The organism is Mesorhizobium sp. YL-MeA3-2017 (assembly GCF_030814575.1).
GTDB lineage: Bacteria > Pseudomonadota > Alphaproteobacteria > Rhizobiales > Rhizobiaceae > Mesorhizobium > Mesorhizobium terrae.
This window is the reverse complement of record NZ_JAUSVH010000004.1, coordinates 66,678-90,247: the sequence shown is the minus strand read 5'-3', so window position 1 is coordinate 90,247 and position 23,570 is coordinate 66,678. Positions and strand designations below refer to the sequence as shown.

Annotated in this window: 23 protein-coding genes and 2 pseudogenes; 16 read left to right on the top strand and 9 right to left on the bottom strand. The window is 66.6% G+C overall.

Annotation, left to right across the window (positions count from 1 at the left end; translation table 11 throughout):
- Positions 1-50 precede the first annotated feature (50 nt).
- The 10 genes and pseudogenes from QFZ88_RS29400 to QFZ88_RS29355 all read left to right on the top strand — a co-directional run.
- The gene (locus tag QFZ88_RS29400) at positions 51-5,150 is read left to right on the top strand and encodes a DEAD/DEAH box helicase family protein (protein WP_179654440.1); all 5,100 of its coding nucleotides are present in this window, start codon (positions 51-53) and stop codon (positions 5,148-5,150) included.
- A 258-nt stretch (positions 5,151-5,408) separates the two neighbouring features.
- A complete protein-coding gene (locus tag QFZ88_RS29395) occupies positions 5,409-7,082 on the top strand; it encodes a ParB/RepB/Spo0J family partition protein (protein ID WP_179654438.1) in 1,674 nt (557 codons plus the stop codon).
- An 87-nt stretch (positions 7,083-7,169) separates the two neighbouring features.
- A complete protein-coding gene (locus QFZ88_RS29390) occupies positions 7,170-7,646 on the top strand; it encodes a hypothetical protein (RefSeq protein ID WP_179654436.1) in 477 nt (158 codons plus the stop codon).
- On the top strand, positions 7,643-8,491 hold the full coding sequence (locus QFZ88_RS29385; protein WP_179654434.1) for a DUF7007 domain-containing protein: 849 nt from the start codon (positions 7,643-7,645) through the stop codon (positions 8,489-8,491). The genes QFZ88_RS29390 and QFZ88_RS29385 overlap by 4 nt, the downstream gene beginning before the upstream one ends.
- A 2-nt stretch (positions 8,492-8,493) precedes the next feature.
- A complete protein-coding gene (locus QFZ88_RS29380) occupies positions 8,494-8,697 on the top strand; it encodes a hypothetical protein (RefSeq protein ID WP_179654432.1) in 204 nt (67 codons plus the stop codon).
- Positions 8,694-8,945 carry a hypothetical protein gene (locus QFZ88_RS29375; protein WP_179654430.1) on the top strand — a complete coding sequence of 84 codons (252 nt, stop codon included), beginning with the start codon at positions 8,694-8,696 and terminating at the stop codon, positions 8,943-8,945. The genes QFZ88_RS29380 and QFZ88_RS29375 overlap by 4 nt, the downstream gene beginning before the upstream one ends.
- Entirely contained in the window at positions 8,942-9,268 is a 327-nt protein-coding gene (locus QFZ88_RS29370) for a hypothetical protein (RefSeq protein WP_179654428.1), read from the top strand. The genes QFZ88_RS29375 and QFZ88_RS29370 overlap by 4 nt, the downstream gene beginning before the upstream one ends.
- 387 nt (positions 9,269-9,655) lie before the next feature.
- Complete coding sequence (locus tag QFZ88_RS29365; RefSeq protein ID WP_179654426.1) at positions 9,656-10,243, top strand: hypothetical protein; 588 nt, start codon at positions 9,656-9,658, stop codon at positions 10,241-10,243.
- A gap of 298 nt (positions 10,244-10,541) precedes the next feature.
- Complete coding sequence (locus QFZ88_RS29360) at positions 10,542-11,474, top strand: ArdC family protein (RefSeq protein ID WP_179654424.1); 933 nt, start codon at positions 10,542-10,544, stop codon at positions 11,472-11,474.
- A gap of 618 nt (positions 11,475-12,092) precedes the next feature.
- Positions 12,093-12,272: pseudogene (locus tag QFZ88_RS29355) on the top strand (DUF736 family protein); the annotation flags it as partial.
- Positions 12,273-12,420: 148 nt separating this feature from the next.
- Here the strand turns inward: QFZ88_RS29355 and QFZ88_RS29350 are convergent.
- The 4 genes from QFZ88_RS29350 to QFZ88_RS29335 all read right to left on the bottom strand — a co-directional run bounded on the left by QFZ88_RS29350 (position 12,421) and on the right by QFZ88_RS29335 (position 15,799).
- Positions 12,421-12,720, bottom strand: coding sequence for a DUF736 domain-containing protein (locus tag QFZ88_RS29350; RefSeq protein ID WP_057196369.1), 300 nt, complete (start codon positions 12,718-12,720; stop codon positions 12,421-12,423).
- 483 nt (positions 12,721-13,203) lie between these two features.
- Complete coding sequence (locus QFZ88_RS29345; protein WP_179654422.1) at positions 13,204-14,211, bottom strand: tyrosine-type recombinase/integrase; 1,008 nt, start codon at positions 14,209-14,211, stop codon at positions 13,204-13,206.
- Entirely contained in the window at positions 14,208-15,122 is a 915-nt protein-coding gene (locus QFZ88_RS29340) for a tyrosine-type recombinase/integrase (protein ID WP_179654420.1), read from the bottom strand. The genes QFZ88_RS29345 and QFZ88_RS29340 overlap by 4 nt, the downstream gene beginning before the upstream one ends.
- Complete coding sequence (locus tag QFZ88_RS29335) at positions 15,116-15,799, bottom strand: tyrosine-type recombinase/integrase (RefSeq protein WP_307420988.1); 684 nt, start codon at positions 15,797-15,799, stop codon at positions 15,116-15,118. The genes QFZ88_RS29340 and QFZ88_RS29335 overlap by 7 nt, the downstream gene beginning before the upstream one ends.
- Positions 15,800-15,939: 140 nt before the next feature.
- Here QFZ88_RS29335 and istA point away from each other — a divergent pair, with 140 nt between their 5' ends.
- Together istA and istB are read left to right on the top strand one after the other, a co-directional pair.
- The gene (istA, locus tag QFZ88_RS29330; RefSeq protein ID WP_179654612.1) at positions 15,940-17,508 is read left to right on the top strand and encodes an IS21 family transposase; all 1,569 of its coding nucleotides are present in this window, start codon (positions 15,940-15,942) and stop codon (positions 17,506-17,508) included.
- Complete coding sequence (gene istB, locus QFZ88_RS29325; protein WP_179654594.1) at positions 17,441-18,175, top strand: IS21-like element helper ATPase IstB; 735 nt, start codon at positions 17,441-17,443, stop codon at positions 18,173-18,175. The genes istA and istB overlap by 68 nt, the downstream gene beginning before the upstream one ends.
- A 135-nt stretch (positions 18,176-18,310) precedes the next feature.
- Here istB and QFZ88_RS29320 read toward each other — a convergent pair whose 3' ends face one another.
- Entirely contained in the window at positions 18,311-18,790 is a 480-nt protein-coding gene (locus QFZ88_RS29320; RefSeq protein ID WP_179654593.1) for a hypothetical protein, read from the bottom strand.
- 447 nt (positions 18,791-19,237) lie between these two features.
- On the opposite strand from QFZ88_RS29320, the gene QFZ88_RS29315 reads away from it, so the two are divergent.
- The 3 genes and pseudogenes from QFZ88_RS29315 (at position 19,238) to QFZ88_RS29305 (ending at position 20,208) form a co-directional block, all read left to right on the top strand.
- A complete protein-coding gene (locus QFZ88_RS29315; RefSeq protein ID WP_100951628.1) occupies positions 19,238-19,540 on the top strand; it encodes a DUF736 domain-containing protein in 303 nt (100 codons plus the stop codon).
- Between the two features lie 162 nt (positions 19,541-19,702).
- Positions 19,703-19,873 (top strand): annotated as a pseudogene (locus tag QFZ88_RS29310) (DUF736 domain-containing protein); the annotation flags it as partial.
- A 65-nt stretch (positions 19,874-19,938) separates the two neighbouring features.
- Positions 19,939-20,208, top strand: coding sequence for a DUF4326 domain-containing protein (locus QFZ88_RS29305; protein WP_179654592.1), 270 nt, complete (start codon positions 19,939-19,941; stop codon positions 20,206-20,208).
- A 10-nt stretch (positions 20,209-20,218) separates the two neighbouring features.
- Here the strand turns inward: QFZ88_RS29305 and QFZ88_RS29300 are convergent, their stop codons facing one another.
- Positions 20,219-21,079 carry an SDR family oxidoreductase gene (locus QFZ88_RS29300; RefSeq protein ID WP_179654591.1) on the bottom strand — a complete coding sequence of 287 codons (861 nt, stop codon included), beginning with the start codon at positions 21,077-21,079 and terminating at the stop codon, positions 20,219-20,221.
- A gap of 98 nt (positions 21,080-21,177) precedes the next feature.
- On the bottom strand, positions 21,178-22,059 hold the full coding sequence (locus tag QFZ88_RS29295) for an NADP-dependent oxidoreductase (RefSeq protein WP_307420986.1): 882 nt from the start codon (positions 22,057-22,059) through the stop codon (positions 21,178-21,180).
- A gap of 108 nt (positions 22,060-22,167) precedes the next feature.
- Between QFZ88_RS29295 and QFZ88_RS29290 the strand changes: the two genes are divergently transcribed.
- Positions 22,168-22,638, top strand: coding sequence for a DUF6496 domain-containing protein (locus QFZ88_RS29290; protein WP_179654590.1), 471 nt, complete (start codon positions 22,168-22,170; stop codon positions 22,636-22,638).
- On the opposite strand, the gene QFZ88_RS29285 is transcribed toward QFZ88_RS29290, so the two are convergent.
- Both QFZ88_RS29285 and QFZ88_RS29280 read right to left on the bottom strand, forming a co-directional pair.
- Positions 22,632-23,096 (bottom strand): PPC domain-containing DNA-binding protein, encoded by a 465-nt coding sequence (locus QFZ88_RS29285; protein ID WP_179654589.1) that lies wholly within the window; start codon positions 23,094-23,096, stop codon positions 22,632-22,634. The genes QFZ88_RS29290 and QFZ88_RS29285 overlap by 7 nt on opposite strands.
- 7 nt (positions 23,097-23,103) lie before the next feature.
- A complete protein-coding gene (locus tag QFZ88_RS29280) occupies positions 23,104-23,433 on the bottom strand; it encodes a four-helix bundle copper-binding protein (protein ID WP_179654588.1) in 330 nt (109 codons plus the stop codon).
- Between the last annotated feature and the right edge of the window lie 137 nt (positions 23,434-23,570).

Genomic DNA, 23,570 nt, shown 5'->3' with positions numbered 1-23,570 from the left:
TGCCGCCGGCGGGCCGATGGCGCGCGCCCTCACCACAAGGAGACATTCCAATGGCGCACGACGATCCCTTCACCCTCGATCTCTTCAACAACACCGTGCTCTCGTCGGGCCTCGGCCTCGGCGTGACCGCATTCGCCGGTGACATGCCCGTCGAGCCGGACGATGACGATCCCGATCCGTCGACGCCAGCACCCGCGCGTCCGGCTGCGGCCGTCGGCCGTTCGATCTCGACCGCGCACCGGACGAGAAGCGCCAACTTCCATCTCGCCGGCGATCGCGTCCTGGCGAAGGGGTGGAAAAGTCGCGCGCGCGACAACATCAACGCGATCCGGCTCGCCGCCGCGATCATTTCCGAGGATCGCCCCGCCAGCCCCGAAGAGCAGGAGCAGCTTATCCGCTTCACCGGGTTCGGCGCTTCGGAGCTCGCGAACTCCGTCTTCCGGCAGCCTGGCGAGCCCGGCTTCCGCAAGAGCTGGGAGGCGATCGGCGAGGAGCTGGAGGAAGCGGTCGACGATCTCGACCACGCCTCGCTCGCCCGCTGCACGCAGTATGCGCATTTCACGCCCGAGTTCATCGTCCGCGCGATGTGGGCAGGACTTCAGCGTCTCGGCTGGCGCGGCGGCCGCGTGCTCGAGCCCGGCGTCGGCACCGGGCTGTTTCCGGCGCTGATGCCCGAAGAGCTTCGAGCCACCTCGCACGTCACCGGCATCGAGCTCGACCCGGTGACGGCGCGCATCGTGCGCCTGCTGCAGCCACGGGCACGCATCGTCACCGGCGACTTCGCGCGCACCGAATTGCCGGCGGCCTTCGACCTCGCCATCGGCAACCCGCCCTTCTCCGACCGCGCGGTGCGGTCCGATCGCGCCTATCGATCGATGAGCCTGCGGCTGCACGACTACTTCATCGCGCGCGCGATCGACCTCTTGAAGCCCGGGGCGCTCGCGGCCTTCGTCACCTCGCACGGCACAATGGACAAGGCGGACTCCTCCGCGCGCGAGCACATCGCCAGGTCGGCGGACCTCATCGGTGCAATCCGTCTGCCGGCGGGCAGCTTCCGCGCCGCCGCCGGCACCGACGTCGTCGTCGACCTCCTGTTCTTCCGCAAGCGCAAGGTCGGCGACGCAGAAGGCGATTTGTCGTGGCTCGACCTCGAGGAGGTCCGGTCCGCGGCCGATGACGAAGGTGCTATCCGCGCCAACCGCTGGTTCGCGCTGCACCCAACATCCGTGCTCGGCGCGCACGCGCTCACCTCAGGTCCCTTCGGCGAGGCTTACACGTGCCTGCCGCATCCGGATGTCGATCTCGATCAGGCTCTCTCCGCATCGATCTCTCTTCTCCCGGAAGCCATCTACGACGGCGAGCCCGACGCGATCGATCCCGAGTTGGAAGACATGGGTGGTCTCGGGGACGTCGACCTTCCTTCCTGCGCCCAAGTGCGGGAGGGCAGCTATTTCTTCGACCAGTCCCACGGTCTGATGCAGCTCCTCGACGGCGCCGCCGTCGCCGTCAAGGCGCGGAAGGGGCGCAGCCCGGACGGCATTCCGGAGAAGCACGTCCGCATCATCCGGAAGCTGATCCCGGTCCGCGACGCCGTGCGCGAAGTGTTGAAGTGCCAGGAGCTGGACCGGCCGTGGAAGGACGCGCAGGTCCGCCTGCGCATCGCGTGGTCGGGCTTCGTGCGCGACTTCGGCCCGATCAACTTCACCACGGTCTCCATGACGGAGGACCAGGAGACGGGCGAAGTGCGCGAGACGCACCGCCGGCCCAACATCCAGCCCTTCCTCGACGACCCCGACTGCTGGCTGGTCGCCTCGATCGAGGAGTACGACCTCGAGACCAACACCGCGAAGCCCGGGCCGCTCTTCACCGAGCGGGTGATCTCGCCGCCGGCGGCGCCGGTGATCTCCAGCGCGGCCGACGCGCTCGCCGTCGTTCTCAACGAGCGCGGCCACGTCGACGTCGAGCACATCGCTGAGCTGTTGCACCGTGATCGCGACAACGTCGTCGCCGAGCTCGGCAGCGCCATCTTCCGCGATCCGGCCGACGGCTCATGGCAGACGGCCGACGCGTATCTCTCGGGGCCCGTCCGCGACAAGCTGACGGCGGCGGAGGCGGCCACGGCGCTCGACCCCGCCTACGAGCGCAACGTCACCGCGTTGCAGGGCGTGCAGCCTGCCGATCTCAAGCCGTCCGACATCACGGCGCGCCTCGGGGCGCCGTGGATTCCGGCCGCCGACGTCGTCGCCTTCGTCAAGCAGACGATGGATGTGGAGATCAAGATCCACCACATGCCGGAGCTCGCGTCGTGGACCGTGGAGGCGCGGCAACTCGGCTGGTCCGCCGCGGGCACATCGGAATGGGGCACCGACCGGCGGCACGCCGGAGAGCTGCTCGCCGACGCGCTCAACAGCCGCGTGCCGCAGATCTTCGACACGATCAAGGACGGCGACAGCGAGCGTCGCGTCCTCAACGTCGTCGACACCGAGGCCGCGAAGACGAAGCTCTCGAAGATCAAGGACGAATTCCAGCGCTGGATCTGGTCCGATCCCGACCGCACCGACCGCCTGGCGCGCGTCTACAACGACCGCTTCAACAACATCGCGCCACGGGCCTTCGACGGCTCCCACCTGAAGCTTCCCGGCGCCTCTGGCGCCTTTTCTCTTTATGGGCACCAGAAGCGCGGCATCTGGCGCATCGTCTCGGCCGGCTCGACCTACCTCGCCCACGCCGTCGGCGCCGGCAAGACCATGACGATGGCGGCTGCCGTCATGGAGCAGCGCCGGCTCGGCCTGATCGCGAAGGCGATGCTCGTCGTGCCGGGCCACTGCCTGGCGCAGGCCGCCCGCGAGTTCCTGGCGCTCTACCCGAACGCCCGCATCCTCGTCGCCGACGAGACGAACTTCACCAAGGACAAGCGGCGCCGCTTCCTGTCGCGCGCCGCGACCGCGACCTGGGACGCGATCATCATCACGCATTCGGCCTTCCGCTTCATCAGCGTGCCGTCGGCGTTCGAGCAGCAGATGATCCAGGACGAGCTGGAGCTCTATGAGACGCTGCTGACCAAGGTGGAGAGCGACGACCGCGTCTCGCGGAAGCGCCTCGAGCGTTTGAAAGAGGGCTTGCAGGAGCGGCTGGAGTCGCTGTCGACGCGCAAGGACGACCTGCTGACCATCTCGGAGGTTGGCGTCGACCAGATCATCGTCGACGAGGCGCAGGAGTTCAGGAAGCTCTCCTTCGCCACGAACATGTCGACTTTGAAAGGCGTCGACCCGAACGGCTCGCAGCGCGCCTGGGACCTCTACGTGAAGTCGCGCTTCGTCGAGACGAAGAACCCGGGCCGCGCGCTCGTGCTCGCATCCGGCACGCCGATCACCAACACGCTCGGCGAGATGTTCTCGGTGCAGCGCTACCTCGGCTACGCCGCGCTCAGCGAGCGCGGCCTGCACGAGTTCGACGCGTGGGCGTCGACCTTCGGCGACGTCACGACCGAGCTCGAGCTCCAGCCGTCCGGCAAGTACAAGCCGGTCACGCGCTTCGCCACCTTCGTCAACGTCCCGGAGCTCATCGCGATGTTCCGCTCCTTTGCCGACGTGGTGATGCCTGAGGACCTGCGCCAATACGTCAGGGTGCCGGCGGTCTCGACCGGCAAGCGGCAGATCTTCACCGCGAAGCCGTCGGCGGCGTTCAAGCGCTACCAGACGCTGCTCGGCGAGCGCATCAAGGCGATCGAGGAGCGCGACCGGGCGCCGGAGCCCGGCGACGACATCCTGCTCTCGGTCATCACCGACGGCCGGCACGCGGCGATCGACCTGCGCCTCGTCGACCCGGACAACGACAACGAGGCCGGCAACAAGCTGAACCAACTCGTCGGCAACGCCTTCCGCATCTGGAGTGAAACGGGGGAGAGCATTTATGTGCGCTCCGACGGCAAGCCGTTCGAATTGCCCGGCGCGGCGCAGATGATCTTCTCCGACCTCGGCACCATCAGCGTCGAGAAGTCGCGCGGCTTCTCGGCCTACCGCTGGATCCGCGACGAGCTCGTCCGCATGGGCGTGCCGGCGTCCGAGATCGCCTTCATGCAGGACTACAAGAAGTCGGAGGCGAAGCAGCGCCTGTTCGGCGACGTGCGCGCCGGCAAGGTCCGCTTCCTGATCGGCTCGTCGGAGACGATGGGCACCGGCGTCAACGCGCAGCTGCGCCTGAAGGCCCTGCATCACCTCGACGTGCCGTGGCTGCCGTCGCAGATCGAGCAGCGAGAGGGGCGCATCGTGCGGCAGGGCAACCAGCACGACGAGGTCGACATCTTCGCCTACGCGACCGAGGGCAGCCTCGACGCGCAGATGTGGCAGAACAACGAGCGCAAGGCCCGCTTCATCGCCGCGGCGCTGTCGGGCGACACCTCGATCCGACGGCTCGAAGACATGGGCGAGAGCCAGGCGAACCAGTTCGCCATGGCGAAGGCGATCGCGTCAGGTGACCCGCGGCTGATGCAGAAGGCCGGACTCGAGGCGGACATCGCGCGGCTCGAACGGTTGCGCGCCGCGCACATCGACGACCAGCACGCGGTGCGACGGCAGATCCGCGACGCCGAACGCGACATCGAATATTCGACGCGCCGCATCGGTGAGATCGGCCAGGACATCGCGCGTCGCACCCGGACCTCGGGCGACGCCTTCGCAATGACGGTGACCGGAGAGACCTACGCCGAGCGCAAGCTCGCGGGCCGCGCGCTGCTGAAGGAGATTCTCACCCTCGTCCAGCTTCAGCAGGAGGGGGAGAGCACCATCGCGTCGATCGGCGGCTTCGACCTCGAGTACTCCGGCGAGCGCTTCGGCCGCGATGGATACCGCTTCGCCACGATGCTTCTGCGAACGGGTGCGGAGTACGAGATCGAACTGCCGGTGACGGTGACGCCGCTCGGCGCGGTCGCTCGCCTCGAGCACGCGCTCGACGACTTCGAGGGCGAGCGGGAGCGCTACGGCCAGCGGCTGGCCGACGCGCGCAGGCGGCTCGCCTCCTACGAGTCCCGCGACGCCGGCGACTTCGCCTTCGCCGGCGAGCTCGCCGACAAGCGCCGGCAGTTGGCCGAGGTGGAGAAGGCACTGGCGGAGGACGACGGAAGCGCCGGCGGGATGCAGGCAGCGGCCTGAAAGGAAAAAGAAAAGAAGAAGAGCGGGAGAAAAGCCCGCTCGCAGATCGGGCGGGCCGCTGCCGCTGCGCTCAACCGCCGCCTGCGCGATCCCGGCCCGTCGTCCTGCGCAGGGCTTCGGCCCTGCTGGTCCAGCCGGGCAGGGATGCTCGGCCGCAGTTGCTCCGGCCCGACCGCTCCGCGGGCCGGGAGGTGTCTTCGGGAAGAAGACGAGAAAGGGCCGGGGAAGCCGGTCCGCAACCCCAAAAGGAGCACTTCCATGCAACTCATCAAGGTCGACCCGCGCGCGCTGAAGGAGAATCCCGACCGCATGCGCCAGACCAAGTCGACGCCGCAGGCCGACGCGCTGCTGCTGGCGACGATCAAGGCCGTGGGCATCGTGCAGCCGCCGGTGATCACGCCGGAGACCGGAGGCGGCAACGGCTACGTCATCAACGCCGGCCACCGCCGCGTAAAGCAGGCGATCGCCGCCGGGCTCGGCGAGATCGACGTCCTCGTCGACGACGCGGCGAACGACAACGGCGCCATGCGCTCCATGGTCGAGAACATCGCCCGCGAGGCGCTGAACCCGGTCGACCAGTGGCGGGCGATCGAGCGCTTGGTCGCGCTCGGCTGGACCGAGGAGGCGATCGGCGTCGCGCTCGCGCTGCCGGTGCGCCAGATCAAGAAACTCCGCCTGCTCGCCAACGTACTTCCGGCGATGCTCGACCACATGGCCAAGAGCGACATGCCCGACGAGCGCCAGCTCCGCACCATCGCGGCTGCGTCGCTCGACGAGCAGAAGGAGGTTTGGAAGAAGCACAAGCCGTCGAAGGCCGACCCGCAGGTCTCGTGGTGGAGCGTCGCGCAGGCGCTGCAGAAGACACGCATGTTCGCGCGCCACGCAAGCTTCGGCGACGACCTCGCGCAAGCCTACGGCATCGCGTGGGTCGAGGACCTGTTCGCCCCGGCGGACGAGGACAGCCGCTACACCACAGACGTCGAGGCCTTCCTCGGCGCGCAGCAGGAGTGGATGACGGCCAACCTGCCGAAGAAGGGCATCATCGCTGAGGCCACGCATTACGGCGAGGTGAAGCTGCCGCCGAAGGCCGAGCGCGTCTACGGCAAGCCGACGAAGTCGGACTGCACGGCGATGTACCTCGACCGCGACGGCCGCGTGCAGAGCGTGCACTACCGCATGCCGGCGGCGAAGAAGCCGAAGGGCAAGGGCGCAACCAGCCCGGACAACGCCGCCGACGACGTAGGCGAGGTCTCGAAGCCGCGTCCCGACGTGACGCGCAAGGGCGTCGAGATGATCGGCGACCTGCGCACCGACGCGCTGCGCGAGGCGCTCGGCCGCGCGCCGATCGAGGACGACACGCTGATGGCGCTGCTCATCCTCGCCTTCGCCGGGCAGAACGTCTCCGTGACGACGGGAGGCGGCGGCACCTACTATGGCCACAGCCGGCTGGCGAAGAACGCGGCGGTGCTGTTCGACGCCGACGGCAAGCTCGCCTTCGACATGGACACGCTGCGCGTCGCGGCGCGCACCATGCTGGTCGACGTCTTCTCGTGCCGCGAGAACGCCACCAACAGCGGCGTCGTCGCCCGCGTCGCCGGCGAGGTCGTCGGCGCGGACGCCTTCCTGCCGAACATGGGCACCGAGGAGTTCCTGGCCTGCCTCTCGCGCCCGGCGCTCGAGGCGTCGTGCAAGGACACGCCGGTCCTGCCGCGCCAGCGCGTGAAGGACACGCGCGCCGCGCTGGTCGAGCACTTCAAGAAAGGACACTTCGTCCACCCTTCCGCGCTCTTCGCGCCGGACCCCGCGAAGCTCGCCGACTGGCTGTCGTCCGGCGCGACGTCGGCAGACGACGAGGCGGATGGCGACGCCGAAAACGTCGACGACGGCCTCTCCGATGAAGAGGCCGAGGCTTTCCAGGAAGCTGCCGAGTAGCTGTCCGCTCCCTCTTCCGAACGATCCGCCGCCGCCGGCCACGCCGGCGGCGGCTCTGTCTCAACGCTTGCGCAAAAGGAGCACACCATGTCCGCGCACACCATCTTAGACAATGCACCGATCGGGTCGCTGATCGCCTGGTCCGACGGTACGCCGCGGCCGCCGGCGCGCTTCAACAAGAAGCTGGCCGCCTGGCGGACCAACAACAGCCGCGGCCGGCTGATTCGGAAACAGGGCGCGCGCGGTGTCGGCAACATCTCGTTGTCCGCGTGCTTCACGCTGCACGAGGCGGACTACGGCGCTGGCGGCGTCATCGCGATCCGCGTCCACCGGACGTTCTCGCTAGACTCGGGACTGGCCTTCACCCTCGTCGAACGGCCGGCGATCGGATCGGTCCGCGTTTTCGATCGCGCCGGCGCCGGCGCCGAGCTCGTCTATCTCGGAGCGAACGAGGCGGACGCGCGCGAGTGGCTGACGGGCCACGGCTATCCGCACGCCGCGCTCCAAGAGGTGGCGGCCGATGAGGCCGGCGCCGATGTCGTCGAGGGGAGGACCGCGGCATGAACGCGCCATCTCCCCTTCCCGACCACGTCTCCTTCGGTCGGAGCGCCGACGGTCTTCTCGTCGCGCTCGTCGGCGACACGGCGTTCGCGATGGCGCCGGCGAGAGACGGACGGCACTTCCTCGTCACCGGCTGGCGCATCCGCCGCCCGATGGAGGAGTGGAAGCGCGACGATTTCTACGGCCACTCCGGCGAGCTCGCCGACGAGGCGGCGTTTCGCGCCCGGGTGCTCGAAAACGCCGAGCACCAGCGCGAGCGCAGGATGCTGGGTCGCGTCGAAGAGCATTCGCGCGCGCACACGCCGTGGGGCGCCTCGCAGGGCGCGACGGTCTACGCCGAGGGCGTGACCTCGCATTCGACCGCCGGACACGGCGGCATCAAGCTCTCGGCCGCGCGCAATCGCAAGGTCCATCCCATGCTCCGCTCGAAAGGCGGGTGGTACGAGGAAGATGCCGAGTGGGCGATCGTCGCGATCACTTTCTCGCACCTCTTCACGGCGTTCGAGCGGCGCTGCGCGGAGCGAACCGTCAAGGATTCGTGGCCGGACGCATGGGAGGCGATCTTCGGTACGATCCTCATGCCGGGGGAATCGCGCGAGAAGGATCGCCGTGCCTTCGAGGCGGCTCACGCCAACGATTGGGTCGTCGCGTCGGCCATCACATCGAAGCTCGAGCCCGGCTTCGTCGAGGTCGTCGCCACGCTCGGCGGCAAGCGCGGGCCGGGGACTGAGGAGCGCCGCTTCCTCGTTGCGTGCGACGAGTACCACGTCGGCCGCTTCGGCTTCGTGATCGACGAGGCCCGCCACCAAGTCTACGGCGGCCCCTCCGACTTCGCCGGGTGGAGGTGACCATGCCCTGGCGCCTCATTGCCAAAGCCTTCGGCTGGCGAACCGCATTCGACGAGGAGTGCGAAACGCCGCTCCTCGTTGTCTGGCATCCGCGCCTCAGACGGCACTTCACCGGCTCCGACGCATGGAGGCGCGCGGTGCGCGTCTCCGTCCGCGCGCCGGAGCCCTATCCCGCCGACGCAGACGCAAAAGAGGTGCGGTCGTGAGAGCGTACCTCGTCGCCGTAAACCTCCTGGTCAACGCGCACCACAATCCAGAGAGCGCCATCGCCGAGGCGCTCGACGGCATCCTGACGCCCGACATGCGCAGGCACGCGAGCGACCACGCGGCGCTGATCGACTGGGCGGTCGCCGGCGACGACCTCTCTTCATCCATCGCGGGCGTCTCCCTCCCCGACGACTACACAGCAGACGAGTCCGCCTTCCCCCTGTGGCCAGGAGCAACGGTGCGATGACCGGGCCATCGCACAGCGGCCTCACGATTGCGCGCATGGAAATTTCGAAGGCCGAGACCCAGCGCCGTCTCGGCGTGATCGAGCGACAGATCGCAGCCCGCGCCGAGCGGATGACGGTCACGGAGCGGGCGAAGCGCCGGCGGCACGGCCGCAGCGCGTCGAGCTGGACGAACGCTGACGAGCGCCTGCTTCAGCAGCACCTCGCAGGGCTGGCCCTCGCCCGCCAGGGCGAGATCGACGCGCTGACGCGCACGCTCGACCGGCAGGAGACGGCGATCGCCGAGTTTCTGGCCCGAGACCGCGTTTCCGCTGCGGGGCAATGAGAGACCGAGCCCCTCACCATCTCGACGGCTAGCAAGGACCCGACGCGCGTCGGCGGCGGGGATCGGTCGGATGGCCTGCGGTGAATTCCCCGGTTTCGGTGGCGGGTGACCCTTTGCCGTCGCCCCCTCGGTTTGTGCTGCGGTCTGAACCGTCCGCGGTCCGCTTCAAGGGCAAGTCGCGAAGCGATCGGCGGCCGCCGTCTCGCGATGGGGTGCCGCGTCCTTCGCAGGCCTGAGGGCCCGCTTGTCCGCAACCCGCCCATGCTCGCCCTGGCAGCCGCCGCCCCCTGAAGCGGCCCGCTGGGGCCGGTTCTGGTCGACCGCACCCGAGGGAGCGACGGCAAAGGGCCGACAGCTCCCGAGGTGAAACCGAGAAAGGATCACACCATGACCAAGACCGCCCGCTCCCCTCGTTCCGCCGCCCGCGTCATCCCGCTCCGCCGCGGCACGACCCTCGAAATGGTCCGCCTCGCCTGCCCCGACGCAGCGCAGACGCTGCGCATCTCCGAGAGCTTCGGCCTGGCTGTCCTCGACAGCGACGGCATTCGCGACCTGCACGAGCGGCTCGTCGTCGAGACCGCCGACGCCCTGAAGGACGGGCTCAGCGACCGCGCGATGGAGATCCACCTCCAACGCATCGTCGGCTCCTACGTCGGCTCCGCGCACGGCGCCGGCCAGTTCTACTCCCGCGCCGTGACCGAGGCTCGCGAGGCCACTGCAAAGCTTGCGAACGACGCCCGCGACGAAGACCTCGACGGCCCCGTCGGCTTCGACAGCCAGGCGCAGCGCAAGCGCGAGTTCGCGGCCGACATGGGCCTTCAGGCGCACGCGCTCCGCATGGCGGCCGAGGGCGCCGTCGCCGCCTACGAGCAGGTCATCGGCGAACCCTGGAAGCCCTTCGAACGGCAGGTCGAACACGCCGGCGAAACAGTCTCGAAGAAGGCCGCAGCGGCCCAGATGTCGGCTTTCGAATAAGCCTCAGGGCGGGGCTTCGGCCCCGCCTTTCACTTTGCTCTTTAAGGGCCGGTCTTGCGACCGGCCTTTTTCGTGTCGCCGATAAAACCAAGAAGACCATGAGAATGAAGAGAGCGGCGCTCCGCGCCCGCGGCCCCTCCCGGTTCGGGGTCGATGCGGCGGATGCGACGCACGCGCAACGGCTGCGCCGTCCTCCGCTCCGCTGCGGCCCGATGGGTGCGCGAGCGCGCGGTGCCGCCGCCGCGGACCCCCGTGAGGGGCCGCGACAGGCGCGGCCTCCGAAACGGAGGCTACTGAAATGAGCAGCAGAGAAGAGAAGCCGCGCGCCGGCGTCTACGCGCGCATCACTGATCGCATCGTCGCCGACCTGGAGCGCGGGGTTCGGCCGTGGGTGAGGCCGTGGAGCGCGGCCAACGCCGCCGGCCGTATCACGCGGCCGCTGCGCCACAACGGCATGCCCTACCAAGGCATCAACGTCGTGCTCCTCTGGTCGGAGACCGTCGCGCGAGGCTTCGCGTCGTCGACGTGGATGACATTCAAGCAGTCGCTCGAGCTCGGCGGCCACATCCGCAAGGGCGAGAGCGGGACGATGGTGGTCTACGCCAGCAAGGTGAGCAAGACCGAGACGGACGACAACGGCGACGACGTCGAGCGGACGGTGCCTTTCCTGCGCGCCTACACGGTGTTCTGCGTCGACCAGATCGACGGGCTCCCCGAGCAATACTACAAGCCCGCGACTTCTGCTCTTTCCACGCCGCCGGCGCAGCGCATCGCGCGCGCCGACGCGTTCTTCGCCAACACAGGCGCGACGATCCGGCACGGCGGCGACAAGGCTTACTTCGCGCCGTCGCTCGACCTCATCCAGATGCCGCCGTTCGAGAGCTTCCGCGACGCGGAGAGCTACACGGCGACCCTCGCGCACGAGTGCGTGCACTGGACCGCGCCGGCGCACCGCGTCAACCGCGACCTCAGCCGCTACAGCAGGGATCGCAGCGAGCGCGCCCGCGAGGAGTTGGTCGCCGAGCTCGGCGCCTGCTTCCTCAGCGCGGACCTCGGGATCGTGCCCGAGCTGGAGCCGCGCGCCGACCACGCGAGCTACCTCGCATCGTGGCTGGAGGTGCTCTCCAACGACAAGCGCTTCATCTTCTCGGCGGCCGCGCACGCGCAGCGCGCGGTCACGTACCTGCACGGCCTTCAGCCGAAAGCGGCCGACGTCGACCAGGCGGCGTGATCGAGACCGGCCCGCGCTGCGAAATCTTTGCGTTACGCCGCTCGCCTTTCACGAGCCCACCAAGGCCCCGCCTCGCGGCGGGGCCTTCGCATGTGAACCACTGCAGATGCTCGGCGACCGGAATGGCGAGGCTTCCTCGCCACCTGCCCTGACGCGTGGCAGGTCGTGGCGCGACAGGCCGGCACTTGCAGCCCGAGGCGATCGGGTTCGGCAGGCCCGGCGTCTTCCGGAAGCGGCGAGAGCTCGGGGAGCCGCGAAATGCTTTTGTTGGGCCTTTGCCCGTGCATTGGCCGCTGGGGTGTCCTTCCTGCAAGGTGCGCGGTTCGTCTTCGGGATGCCGGCCGTAGCCGTGGTAGAGTTGCCGTCGCCAGTTATATCCTTTCGGTGGCAGCCGCGCCCAGTGCGTCCTCGATTTGGCATGTCTAACCGAAGGCCGTCGTCGCTGCGCTCCGCCTCGATTCCAAGACCGCAACGGCCGTTCTCCGCTTTCTTCCCCTGTTCGCTGCGCGCCCATTCCTCGCGGGCCAAGAAAGCCTCGCCCTGGCCGCCCTCTACTGCGTGGCGGCCCTTCGGGTGCGGTCCAATCGCCTCCGGTCAACGACAGCCATCGAGGCCGCGGTGGTCGCGGCCCGAGAACCGAAAGAGGATACGAACATGGCTACCATCGGCAACTTCACCGTCAACGGCAACGGCTTCGTCGGCTCCGTCAAGACTCTCGCCCTCGGCACCGTGAAGGCCAAGATCGTCCCGGCCGAACGCTCGTCGGACAAGGCCCCGGACTTCCGCATCTTCGCCGGCACCATTGATTATGCGTAGCGCGGGATTATGCGGAGTCGTTGGCTGGTAGCTGCGGTTTTCCAGGGCTTTTGCCGCTGTGTCGCTCCGCATAATGACGGGGCGCTGTCCGCGGCGCCTCGCACGAGGTGAGGCGCCGCAGCGGCGCGGGTCAGCGCGACCAGACCAGCGCGTAGCCGTCATCAACCGCGACGAGGTTAGCATAGATCGGCGCCGGGAAGGACGGGTCGTCGAGCTTGACCGAGTGGTAGACGGTGTTGTTGTCCTTGGAGGTCCGCTGCCACGCGGCACCTATCTCGACATTACCGACCACCACTCGCAAGTTCGGAGCCTTCTCGTTCTCGGAGGGTTCGGCAGGAAGAAAGCGCGCCTTGAAGTTGAGTGAGAGCGTCTTGATGGTACCGGTATATGAGCCGTCTTCGGCGCGGGTGAAGGTGCCAATCTGAGCCATGGTAATCTCCTGTTGCTGTTCCCAAGCCCGCGACCATCGCGGCCTTGATGGCGATCTCTGAGCGCCGCAACGACCGGCCCGCAGCCTCTGGCCCGCAGCGCAGCGGAGGATGGCGGGTTGAGCGATCTTGTTGCCTCGCGAGGAATGCCGCCGCTTGGCGGCAGGGGAAGAAGATCGCGAACAAGCCATTGCGGGTAAAGGTCGGCGAGCGCAGTGAGCGTATTGTGGCGCGTGATCCGCCAGCAAAAGGCCGGTATGGACGTGGGCCAAACAGCCCGACAGGAGAGTAACGGCTCAAAGGCCTCACCACCGCCGCGACGGCGACACCATCACGGCAAGCGCGATTGAGCCACAGCGCTTTGCTTCGCCGATCCCAACCTAATGGAGAAGCGCTCGGTAGCTCGTGCGGCACGGGGCGGTGATGCCGCGACGTCACAGCGCATCAAAGGTATTTCGTCGTAACGATCGGCTGCCCGACGCCTCTCACCCTGAAGGCAGAGGTGCTTTCTCCAACAGCGAGGCAATCAGCGCGTCTGGTGCCTTGAACCGTCCACGCCGCAGCGCCGGCGGAATGACCGCTTCCACCGCCTCCAGCTTTTCAGAGGGATTCATGCGGAGATAAATCTCCGTGGTGCGGATATCGGCGTGGCCAAGCCAGAGCGCGACCTTGCGGATGTCGCGTGTGGCCTGCAACATCAGCACCGCACAACTGTGCCGCAGAAGGTGTGGCGATAGCGTGCGGCTGCTCAGGGTCGGGCATCGAGCCGCGGCGGCCTTTGCGTGCTTTTCGAGGATATACTCAAAGCCGGCGCGGGTCATTGCCATCCCTTGGGCGTTGACGAACAGCTCTGTCGCTGGCGGCTTTCCTCGCACTGATAGCCAAGCGCGCAGGTCGCGAGCGGTTTCCTTCCATAGCGGAAGGCTGCGTTCACGCCGGCCCTTGCCGAACACCAGGATGCTTGGCCTCGGTTGCAGCGTAACGTTTTCCAGGGTGAGGCCGATCAACTCGGAGACGCGCAGGCCGCCGGCGAAGCACAGATGCAACATCGCCCGATCCCGTAGTCCGAGGCGTGTCGTCGCGTCGGGAGCATTGAGCACGGCGCGGATCTCGTCCATGGTCAGATGGCGGATGAGCTTCTGGTCATGACGCTTGCCTGGGATCGCATTGATCTGGGCGACCTGCTCCAAGGCGCCGGGATGCCGCAGCTCGACGTAGCGCATGAACGACTTGATCGCGGCGAGCCGCAGGTTGCGAGTCGCCGGACTATTGCCGCGGTCATGTTCGATGTGATGCAGGAACGCGACCACCATGTCTGCATCGATCTGCTCGAGCTGGAGCAGAGAGGGGCGCGTGTGCAGGCGCCGGGCGACGAACGCCAACAATAGCCGGAAGCTATACGCATAGGTCTCGCAAGAATGCGGACTGTAGCCGCGCTGCTGCGGCATGTGCTCTCGCATGAAGTTGGTGATGAGTGGGGCGATCGGCGTCATGCGACCTCCCCGGCGATCAGCGCCTCGGCAGCACCTGCAATATCGGCCATGAGGTCCGGGGTGGCTTCCATATACCAGTAGGTATGCCGGATGTCCGCATGGCCGAGATAGGTGGAGAGAGCGACGAAGTCGCGCGCAACATCATCACGACGCATCGCGCATTGCTCCAGCACGCGCGTCGCGAAGGTGTGGCGCAGATCATGGATTCGCGGACGTCGCGATCGATTCTGACCGACGTCAGCCTTGCGCAGGATCACATAGAAGTTGCTCTGGGCGGTCCGAAGCGACATCGGCTTGGCATCCACGGACAGGAACACATGGTCATCCATTCCGGCGAACCGCCGCCGGACCTCAAGATAGGCCTGCAGCGCCTCGACCACGCTGGGGTGCATCGGCACGAGTCTGCTCTTGTTGAACTTGGTCAGGCGGATGTGCAGCACGCCGTCGGGCAGCAGATCGTCCAACCTCAGGTTCAGAGCCTCGGAGATCCGCAGACCCGTCGACGCCAGCAGCCCGATCAGCATCACATAGATGTGGCGCCTGAGCGGGCTGGGCTTTTGGCGCCGCAGATTGCCCGCAGCGTCGAGCATGCGAGCCAGTTCCTCTGGCGTGTAGATATAGGGCGCGGGACGTGTTGCAGGGCTGCGGGGATGATGCGGCACTTCATGCTCGCGATCCTCCGCGTAGAGGAAGCGTGCAAAGAGCGCGATCTCCTGAAGCCGTCGCTGGTGACTGCGCGGCGTCGACGAGACGGCCGCCGCCCAGGCGATCGCGGTCTCGCGGCGAACATGGGTATCGCCCCGGTCGACGGCATAGCGCGCGAACGCGGTGAGGTGTCGGGCCGTCTTTGCGAGCTTGAAGCCGAGCGAGCGGCGCAGCTCGATGTAGCGATCAACATCATCGATCAGCATGGCGACCTCCCCGGCCAAGGCTGCGCGATGGCCGATAGCAGCGCGATATCGACCTTGGCGTAATGCGCCGTCATCGCCTGCGACCGGTGGCGCAGCACCGTGCTTACGCCCGGCAGGCTGACGCCGTGGCGGAGCATCGCCGTGGCCGCAGAGTGGCGTAGGATATGCGCACCCTTGTAGCGGCTCTGGACGCCCCCACGCTTGAGCGCGCGCTTGACCAGGTCTTTGACCGTGATGCGGTCGATTGGCCGCAGTGGCGCATATTCGGTGATGAACAGGGATGGTATGGCCAATGCCGGCCGTCCGCGTTCTATGTAGGCGAGCAGCGCGTCGCCGATCTCCTGGGTGAGCGGCAGCAGTTCCTCGCGCCGGCCCTTGCCGCACAGGCGGATGCTGCCCTGCCGCCAGTCGATGTCGTCGAAGCTGAGCCGCGCCACCTCGCTCGCCCGAAGCCCGAGCCGCACCAAAAGCAGGATGATAGCGCGATCGCGCAGGCGCCGCTCTCCGTTGCACGCACCGATAATCCGCGCGATATCAGCATCAGGCAGGAACCGGGGGATCGATGCTAGCCGCCATCCCGCAACATTCGGCATGGCGTGGTCGAGTCCAGCCGGACATCGTCCTGTCGCGATCAGGAAGCGAAGGAATGCGCGGATGCCGACCGATATGCCCTTCATGCGCTCGACCGATACGGCTTTCGTGTGATTTTTCGTGGAATGAGGACCCTGTTTAAGGGGTGATTTTCGTCCAAACGGGCCCCCTTAATGTGGGGTCATCAAGATGCCCTCCGGTTTGATCGGAGGCATTTGTGTTTTGGATGTTGATCGTGGAGACGATTGCAAAGATACGCCGGCTGTCGCTGGTTCAGGGGAAGTCAATCAAGGCGATCTGCCGAGAGTTGGGGATTTCCCGCAAGGTTGTTCGGAAGGTTCTTCGGTCGGACGAGACCGAGTTCCGCTACGAGCGCAAACGCCAACCTTATCCGCGGATGGGAGCCTGGCGCGAGAAGCTGGATGAGTTGCTATCCGCGAATGCGTCGAAGCCGCAGCGTGAGCGTCTGACGCTGATCCGGATCTTCGAGGAACTCCGTGGCCTCGGCTATGACGGCAGCTACAGTTCGGTGTGGCGGCATGCGCGGGATTGGGAGGAGCAACGCGGCAGCGCCGCTGCCGAAGCCTATATCCCGCTGAGCTTTGCGCCTGGGGAAGCCTACCAATTCGATTGGAGCCACGAGATCGTCCTGCTGGATGGCGTGACGGTCACCGTGAAGGTGGCGCATATGCGGCTCTGTCATAGCCGCATGTTCTTCGTCAGGGCGTATCCGCGCGAGACGCAGGAGATGGTGTTCGACGCGCATGACCGGGCGTTCGCCTTCTTCCGCGGGGCCTGCACGCGCGGCATCTATGACAACATGAAGACGGCGGTGGATGCGATCTTCATCGGCAGGGATCGCCGCTATAACCGCCGCTTTGCGCAGATGTGCGGGCATTACCTTGTCGAACCGGAAGCCTGCACGCCGGCGTCGGGTTGGGAGAAGGGACAGGTCGAGAACCAGGTCGGGCTGGTGCGCGAGCGCTTCTTCACGCCAAGGCTGCGCTTCAAGACGCTGGAGGACCTGAACGGCTGGCTGGCCGACAAATGCGTCTCATACGCCAAGGCACACCGGCATCCCGAACAGGTCGCGCGCCCGATCTGGGAGGTGTTCGAAGAAGAGCGGGCCAGCTTCATTCCCTATGCCGGACGCTTCGACGGCTTCCACTGCATCCCCGCCTCTGTCTCGAAGACCTGCACGGTGCGCTTCGACAACAACAAATACTCGGTGCTGTCGAGCGCCGTCGGCCGGCCGGTCGAGATCCATGCCTATGCCGACCGCATCGTCATCCGCCAGGATGGCGCGGTTGTTGGAGAACATGCCCGCTGCTTCGGCCGCAATGAGGTGATCTACGATCCCTGGCACTACGTGCCGGTGCTGGCTCGCAAGCCTGGCGGGCTGCGCAACGGCGCCCCGTTCCGGGACTGGGTCTTGCCGGCGGCCATGGAGAAGGTGCGCCGCAAGCTCAAAACTGTCGATGATGGCGACCGGCAGATGGTGTCGATCCTCACCTGCGTGCTGAGCGACGGATTGAATGCGGTCGAGGCTGCCTGCCAGGAAGCCATTGAGCATGGCGTCTCCTCGTCGTCGGTGATCCTCAACATCCTGGCCCGCGGCCGCGACCCGGCGCCGGGCGCGATCCTTTCCATTCCCCAGGCGCTGAAGCTGGCTCATGAGCCGATCGCCGACTGCGCTCGCTATGACAGTCTCAGGAGGACGAGCAGCCATGGAACGCATCGAAGTGCTGGAACTGATGGGAGCGCTGAAGCTCTACGGGATGCGCTCGGCCTATGACGAGATCATGGGCGTCGCCATCAAGCGGCAGCACGAGCCTCCAAAGATCGTCGGCGATCTGCTGCAGGCCGAGATATCGGAGAAGCAGGCGCGCTCCATCAAATACCAGCTCACCGTCGCGAAGCTGCCGCTGGCCAAAGATATCGACGACTTCGACTTCACCAGCACGCTCGTCAACGAGGTCCTGATCCGTGACCTCGCCGGCGGCGCCTTCGTCGCCGATCAGCGCAACATCGTCCTGGTCGGAGGCACTGGCACAGGCAAGTCTCACCTGGCCATCGCCATTGCCCGGGCGCTAATCCGCAACGGCGCGCGCGGCCGCTTCTTCAATGTCGTCGATCTGGTCAACAGGCTCGAGACTGAAGCCCGCGCCAACCGTCAGGGCCGCATCGCCGACTATCTCACCCGGCTCGACTTCGTCGTCCTCGACGAACTGGGCTACTTGCCTTTCGCCCAGGCCGGAGGGCAGTTGCTCTTCCACCTCGTCTCAAAACTCTACGAGCGCACCAGCATCATCATCACCACCAACCTGGCGTTCGGAGAATGGCCAACCGTCTTCGGCGACGCCAAGATGACCACCGCGCTGCTCGATCGCCTGACGCACCATTGCGAGATCGTCGAGACCGGAAACGAATCCTGGCGCTTCAAGAGCCGCTCACAGAACTAAGGCCGTAGTAGCCAATCACACGCGCCCGATCAGGCTGCGCAACCCTGACCAGCTTCGCCTGATCGGGCGCTAGCCAATGCGCCTTTCAAAACAGGGGTCCCTTTTGCGCGAAAACGCAGGGGCCCAATTCCGCGATCATTGACAGGCTTTCGCGCGTTCGATCATGTATGCTCGGATCGAAACGGCGTCGTAGGCCGTCGGGATATCCCCCAGCGCATCGACGAAGGGAGTAATCGTCCCGAGATACGTGGCCAGCGTCGTTTCAGCCAGGCCGCGCTGCTCGCGGGCCCAAGCCGCAAACTCGACAACCAGTGGCGCGGCCGGCTTAGCCGGCAATCGCGTCATCACGCCCTGATCCTCAAGGTAGGCGATGAACAGCTTGGCGCACTCGACCGCGTCCTTGTTGAGGTCGCCGCGGAAGCGCGGCCGATGTCCCGCTTCGATCAAGGCGAACGAGGCCGCGTGCGCCTCACGGATTGCAGCCAGCCTGTAGCCTTCCTCGCGCGCCCAGTGCGTCCAGCTCGCAAGCAGCCGTGTCCTCTCGACGATGGTAAGTGGCGTGTATCGGCGCCCGCGGAGCCATTGAGCAAAGTCGGCCGCGTGGTCTGCGGCCATTCCCGCCTTCAATCGGTCACAGACCGCGTTCTGACGGACATAGACACCTGTTGGCATGTCGCCCCCTTCTGCATGTGGAGGCTGGACTATGGTCGAGGTGGTTGCTGTTCGGAACGTCAGTCAGCGGTTGTGTTGGGCGCGCTCGTGCCGTGCGTGTCCGATTGGAGCCGGGTGGTTCTCCGGGCGTGCCGTGATGCCCTGCGACCGACGGACCTTGCTGGGCGGATCTGCCCCGAGATGCGGTCTGCGACCCGGCCTGTTCCCCGCAACAGCGTGCCGGCGATCTTCTTCCCCGCGGCTGCGCCGCTCCTCGCGCAGCAACAAGATCGCCGCACGCCGTCCTTCGCATGCGCTGCGGCCTGACGGTGCGGGTCGGCCGTCCCGGGGCTTTCGATCGCCACAAGGCCGCGATGGTCGCGGGCTTGAACACAGCACAGGAGATCCACCATGTCCCAGATCGGTTCGTTCACCCGCAGCAACGATGGCACCTACACCGGCACCATCAAGACGCTCGCGATCGATGCCAAGGCGCGCATCGTCCCCAGCGATCCCGCCTCCACCAGCGACAAGGCGCCAGACCTGCGCGTGATCGTCTCAGGCGTCGAGATCGGTGCCGCCTGGCGCCGGACTTCGAAGGACAACCGCTCCTACCACTCGGTCAAGCTCGACGATCCGTCCTTCACGGCGCCCATCTACGCCAATCTCTTCGAAGGCGACGATGGCGAGTGTGCGCTGATCTGGTCGCGCTGACCTGCACCGCGGCGTCTCGCAAACACGCGAGGCGCCGCGGACAGCGCCCCGTCATTATGCGGAGCGACACAGCGGCAAAAGCCCTGGAAAACCGCAGCTACCAGCCAACGACTCCGCATAATCCCGCGCTACGCATAATCGGTCTTATGCGGTGCACCGCATAACGCGGAGTTCGGCGCCGCCTGGAAGAAAAAGTCGCAGGAGCAGAACCGCGACTACCTCTCGGTCAAGCTGGACGACCCGAGCTTCGCGGCTCCGATCTACGCCACGCTGGTCGAGGTCGAAGGCGAGGAAGGCCACTCGCTCATCTGGTCCCGCCCGAACCGCGACTGAGGTTCGGCGACGAAGGCCCCGCCGCGAGGCGGGGCCTTCGAGCGTGTGCGGAAAGGAGAACGCAAATGTGCAAAGTGTTGAACGCGCGGAACGTCGGCAAACGCTCGGACCGGTCGCGGGTCTACATCGGACGGCCCAGCAAGTGGGGCAATCCGTTCGTGATCGGGCGCGACGGCTCCCGCGCGGACGTCATCGCGAAGTACCGCGCCTGGATCGTCGCGCAGCCGGATCTGATGGGCGCGCTCGAGGAGCTGCGCGGCCGCGACCTCGTCTGCTGGTGCGCGCCGCTCGCCTGCCACGGCGACGTGCTCGCCGAGCTTGCGAACCGGCGTTGAGCGGTCTCCACTAGATGAAAGGCTTGCCGCCCGTCACCGCGACCGTCGTTCCCGACGTGTAGCTGGAGAGCGGGTCGGCAAGCATGACGTAAGCAGTCGCCAATTCCGCCGGCTGCCCGGGCCGTTTCATCGGCACCTGCTTCCCGAACGACTTTACGGCGTCCTCGGGCATCGTTGACGGGATGAGCGGCGTCCAGATCGGCCCCGGCGCGACCGCGTTCACGCGGATGCCTTTCTCCGCCAGCATCTGCGCTAGGCCGCCGGTGAAATTCTGGATGGCGCCTTTGGTGGTCGCGTAGGCGAGCAGGATCGGGTTCGGCATGTCGGAATTCACCGACGCCGTGTTGACGATCGCACTGCCCGGCTTCATGTGCGGGACAGCGGCCTTCGCGAGATAAAACATCGCGTGGATGTTGACCTCGAACGTCGTCTGCCACTCCTCATCGCTGATATCGCCGATGTCCTTGAAGGTCGCCTGATGCGCGGCGTTGTTGACGAGGATATCGACGCCACCGAGTTCGTCGACTGCGCGCTTGACGATCGTCCTGCAGTGCTTTGGATCGCGGATATCACCAGAGATGAGGACCGCCTTGCGTCCCTCTTTCTCGACAAGCGCCTTCACCTCCTGCGCGTCGTCATTTTCGCTGAGATAGGCGATCAGGACATCAGCGCCCTCCCGGGCGTAGGCGATCGCGACTGCCCGCCCGATGCCGCTGTCGCCACCGGTGATGATGGCCTTCAGGCCCTTCAGCCTGCCCGACCCCTTGTAACTCTCTTCCCCGTGGTCGGGCCGCGGGTCCATTTTGCCGGTCGAGCCCGGCATCGGCTGCTTCTGCGACGGGAACGGCGGCTTCGGGTGGTCGGACGTCATTTCAAATCACTCCGGTTGTCCGGCTTCGCCAAGCTGGCGCTGCCGCTATTCGACGGTGAGCACGACCTTGCCTACCGAGTGGCCCTTCTCGACGTCGCTCAGCGCCTGGGTGCTCGTTCGAGAGAAAACGTCTTTGCGACGTGCGGCTTCACCTTCCCGGCAGTCACCAGCTCTGCGATCTCCGCGAGCTCGGCGCCATCGGCCTCAACCGTATAGCGCAATGCGCGCACACCATGCTGCTTGGCCTTGTCCTGCGAGGGATCGGTCAGAGTCGACACGAGCACCCCTCCCCGTTTGAGGAGCGGCCAGGAGCGCTCGCGCGTCTCGCCGTCGATTAGGTCGAAGACCATATCGAGGTCGGACGCGTGGTCCTCGAAGCGCTGCGTCTTATAGTCGATCACGACGTCGGCGCCGAGCGACCGCGCGAAGTTGACGTTGTCGGTTGAGACTGTCGTCAGCACCCGCGCGCCTTTCGCCTTGGCGAACTGCACGGCGAAGTGGCCGACGCCACCGGAGCCGCCGTGGATCAAAACGGACTGGCCGGCCTTCAGCTGGCCGTGGCGAAACAGGCCTTGCCACGCGGTCTGTCCCGCGAGCGGGATGGCCGCAGCGTGGACGTCGTCCAGCGCGGCTGGCTTGCGCGCCAGTCCCTTTTGGTCGAGCACGGCTTTCTCGGCGTAGCCGCCGCCGTTGATGCCGACCATGCCGAAGACCTCGTCGCCGACCTTGAACGCGGTCGCCTGCGCGCCGCACTTCTCGACGACACCAGAGACGTCGCGCCCCAGTGTGTAGGGCAGCCGGTCTTCCTTCACCGCCGGGTATTTGCCGTTCCGGATCTTGAAGTCGACGGGATTGACGCTCGCCGCTTTCACCGCGACCAGCACTTGCGAGGCATCTGGAAGCGACGGCTCGACCTCGTCGGCCTGGAGGACCTCGGGGCCGCCGAAGCGGTGGATGCGGAATTCGCGGATCGCAGTCATTGATCTACCTCACGACTTGACCATTAACTTGCGGGCCGACCGGTGCGTTCCGGAACTAGCCTGCTCTGCTTCCGTTTTCTCTAGATGCTCTGAGAACAGGAGGCCGAAATGGCTGAATCCGCACGGCAGAAGCGCATCACCGGCCGCGTGATGCACGAGTTCAAGCACGGCGAGCTGAAAAGCGGTCCCGGCGGCAAGGGCGGCCCGGTCAAAAGCGGTAAGCAGGCGATCGCGATCGCCTTGGAGGAAGCTGGCGATTCCAAGTACGAGAGCGAGGGGCGCAACAAGCGCAATCTGCGCCGCACCGAGAAAAAGGAAGCCGAAGGCAAGACCGGCCAGCAGGAGCGCGAAGGCAAGTCCCGCGTCGGCGGGTCTGGGAAGCGCGAGAGCACGCGGTCGATGGGCGGCAAGGACGCGCGCAAGACGACGGCGCGCGGCGAGAAGGCTGCCCGCGCGCGAGCGCATTCTGCCGACGGGCACACACGCGACGAGCTCTACGCGCAGGCGCAGCGACAGCACATCGCCGGACGGTCAAAGATGACGAAACGGCAGCTCGAGAACGCGCTCGGCGTTCACTGACCGCCGGAATTCTGCTGCGGATCGGCGTCGATCAGCGCGATGCCGAGCGCGGGGCGCTTGCGCCGCCGCAGCTTCGCCGGCGTCTCGGTGAGCACGACCTCGAGCGTCGGGTGGACCGTCCCCTTGAGCAGGTGGCCGCCGCGCGTCGACCCGTCCGACAGGCCGAGCACGACGTGGACGTGCAAGCTCGCCTTGCCGTCGTCGCCCACTGCGACGTCGCCGATCGCGCTCAAGACTTCGCACTGCTCGTCGACGGCGATTTCCTTGTAGGACTTGCTGGCGAAGTCGAACCAACCAACGGTCGCGCGCGAGAACGCGCCGATCGCCGTGAGCGAAGCGGCGGACACGCCTTCCTTCCGAGCGAACTCCTGAAGGCGGGAGAACGCGTCCTCGCCGTCGTCGAGCACGACTATAAGCGTCTCGCCCCTGCCCTCTTCTGCTATCCGCTGGCTTCTCATGGCTGCCTCACGCCGCCATCGCGCTGCAGGATTTCGCGCAGGCGCGGCACGCAGCGACGCAGTCCTCCATCCCGTCGAGCCGCTCGCAGTCCTTGGCGCACTCGGTGCAGATCTCCGCGCACTCCCGGCAGGTGTGCTTGTGGTGGGGCGAGGAGATCAGCATGAAGTGCGCCGAGGTCCGGCACATCTCCGCGCAGGCCATTATCAGTCGGAAGTGCGGCGGCGCGACGTGCTCGCCGCCTGTCTCCAGGCAGTGGTTCATCGCCATGCCGAGGCACGTTTTGTAACAGTCGAGGCAGGCGTCTACGCACTTTTGCATTTCCGGGGACAGGGCCATGTCACACCTCGCACGGGTTTGAACAGCAACGCGACGCAACTCGGCTCGTTCCCAGCTGGGACTGCCTGACGCGAGCAGGGGGAAACCGGCCGGCGCCGTGGGCGCTGAACGCCCTTTCTGGTTGCGGCACGTGCACG

What these genes read in the sequence shown, in the direction of transcription:
- QFZ88_RS29345 (WP_179654422.1), bottom strand. Translation starts at nt 14,211, where the DNA reads ATGACGCCGATCGCCCCACTCATCACCAACTTCATGCGAGAGCACATG.
- QFZ88_RS29370 (WP_179654428.1), top strand. Translation starts at nt 8,942, where the DNA reads ATGACCGGGCCATCGCACAGCGGCCTCACGATTGCGCGCATGGAAATT.
- QFZ88_RS29380 (WP_179654432.1), top strand. Translation starts at nt 8,494, where the DNA reads ATGCCCTGGCGCCTCATTGCCAAAGCCTTCGGCTGGCGAACCGCATTC.
- QFZ88_RS29295 (WP_307420986.1), bottom strand. Translation starts at nt 22,059, where the DNA reads ATGACTGCGATCCGCGAATTCCGCATCCACCGCTTCGGCGGCCCCGAG.
- QFZ88_RS29305 (WP_179654592.1), top strand. Translation starts at nt 19,939, where the DNA reads ATGTGCAAAGTGTTGAACGCGCGGAACGTCGGCAAACGCTCGGACCGG.
- QFZ88_RS29385 (WP_179654434.1), top strand. Translation starts at nt 7,643, where the DNA reads ATGAACGCGCCATCTCCCCTTCCCGACCACGTCTCCTTCGGTCGGAGC.
- QFZ88_RS29290 (WP_179654590.1), top strand. Translation starts at nt 22,168, where the DNA reads ATGGCTGAATCCGCACGGCAGAAGCGCATCACCGGCCGCGTGATGCAC.
- QFZ88_RS29390 (WP_179654436.1), top strand. Translation starts at nt 7,170, where the DNA reads ATGTCCGCGCACACCATCTTAGACAATGCACCGATCGGGTCGCTGATC.
- QFZ88_RS29335 (WP_307420988.1), bottom strand. Translation starts at nt 15,799, where the DNA reads ATGAAGGGCATATCGGTCGGCATCCGCGCATTCCTTCGCTTCCTGATC.
- QFZ88_RS29320 (WP_179654593.1), bottom strand. Translation starts at nt 18,790, where the DNA reads ATGGCCGCAGACCACGCGGCCGACTTTGCTCAATGGCTCCGCGGGCGC.
- QFZ88_RS29280 (WP_179654588.1), bottom strand. Translation starts at nt 23,433, where the DNA reads ATGGCCCTGTCCCCGGAAATGCAAAAGTGCGTAGACGCCTGCCTCGAC.
- istA (WP_179654612.1), top strand. Translation starts at nt 15,940, where the DNA reads ATGTTGATCGTGGAGACGATTGCAAAGATACGCCGGCTGTCGCTGGTT.
- QFZ88_RS29360 (WP_179654424.1), top strand. Translation starts at nt 10,542, where the DNA reads ATGAGCAGCAGAGAAGAGAAGCCGCGCGCCGGCGTCTACGCGCGCATC.
- QFZ88_RS29400 (WP_179654440.1), top strand. Translation starts at nt 51, where the DNA reads ATGGCGCACGACGATCCCTTCACCCTCGATCTCTTCAACAACACCGTG.
- QFZ88_RS29350 (WP_057196369.1), bottom strand. Translation starts at nt 12,720, where the DNA reads ATGGCTCAGATTGGCACCTTCACCCGCGCCGAAGACGGCTCATATACC.
- istB (WP_179654594.1), top strand. Translation starts at nt 17,441, where the DNA reads ATGGAACGCATCGAAGTGCTGGAACTGATGGGAGCGCTGAAGCTCTAC.
- QFZ88_RS29365 (WP_179654426.1), top strand. Translation starts at nt 9,656, where the DNA reads ATGACCAAGACCGCCCGCTCCCCTCGTTCCGCCGCCCGCGTCATCCCG.
- QFZ88_RS29300 (WP_179654591.1), bottom strand. Translation starts at nt 21,079, where the DNA reads ATGACGTCCGACCACCCGAAGCCGCCGTTCCCGTCGCAGAAGCAGCCG.
- QFZ88_RS29340 (WP_179654420.1), bottom strand. Translation starts at nt 15,122, where the DNA reads ATGCTGATCGATGATGTTGATCGCTACATCGAGCTGCGCCGCTCGCTC.
- QFZ88_RS29315 (WP_100951628.1), top strand. Translation starts at nt 19,238, where the DNA reads ATGTCCCAGATCGGTTCGTTCACCCGCAGCAACGATGGCACCTACACC.
- QFZ88_RS29285 (WP_179654589.1), bottom strand. Translation starts at nt 23,096, where the DNA reads ATGAGAAGCCAGCGGATAGCAGAAGAGGGCAGGGGCGAGACGCTTATA.
- QFZ88_RS29395 (WP_179654438.1), top strand. Translation starts at nt 5,409, where the DNA reads ATGCAACTCATCAAGGTCGACCCGCGCGCGCTGAAGGAGAATCCCGAC.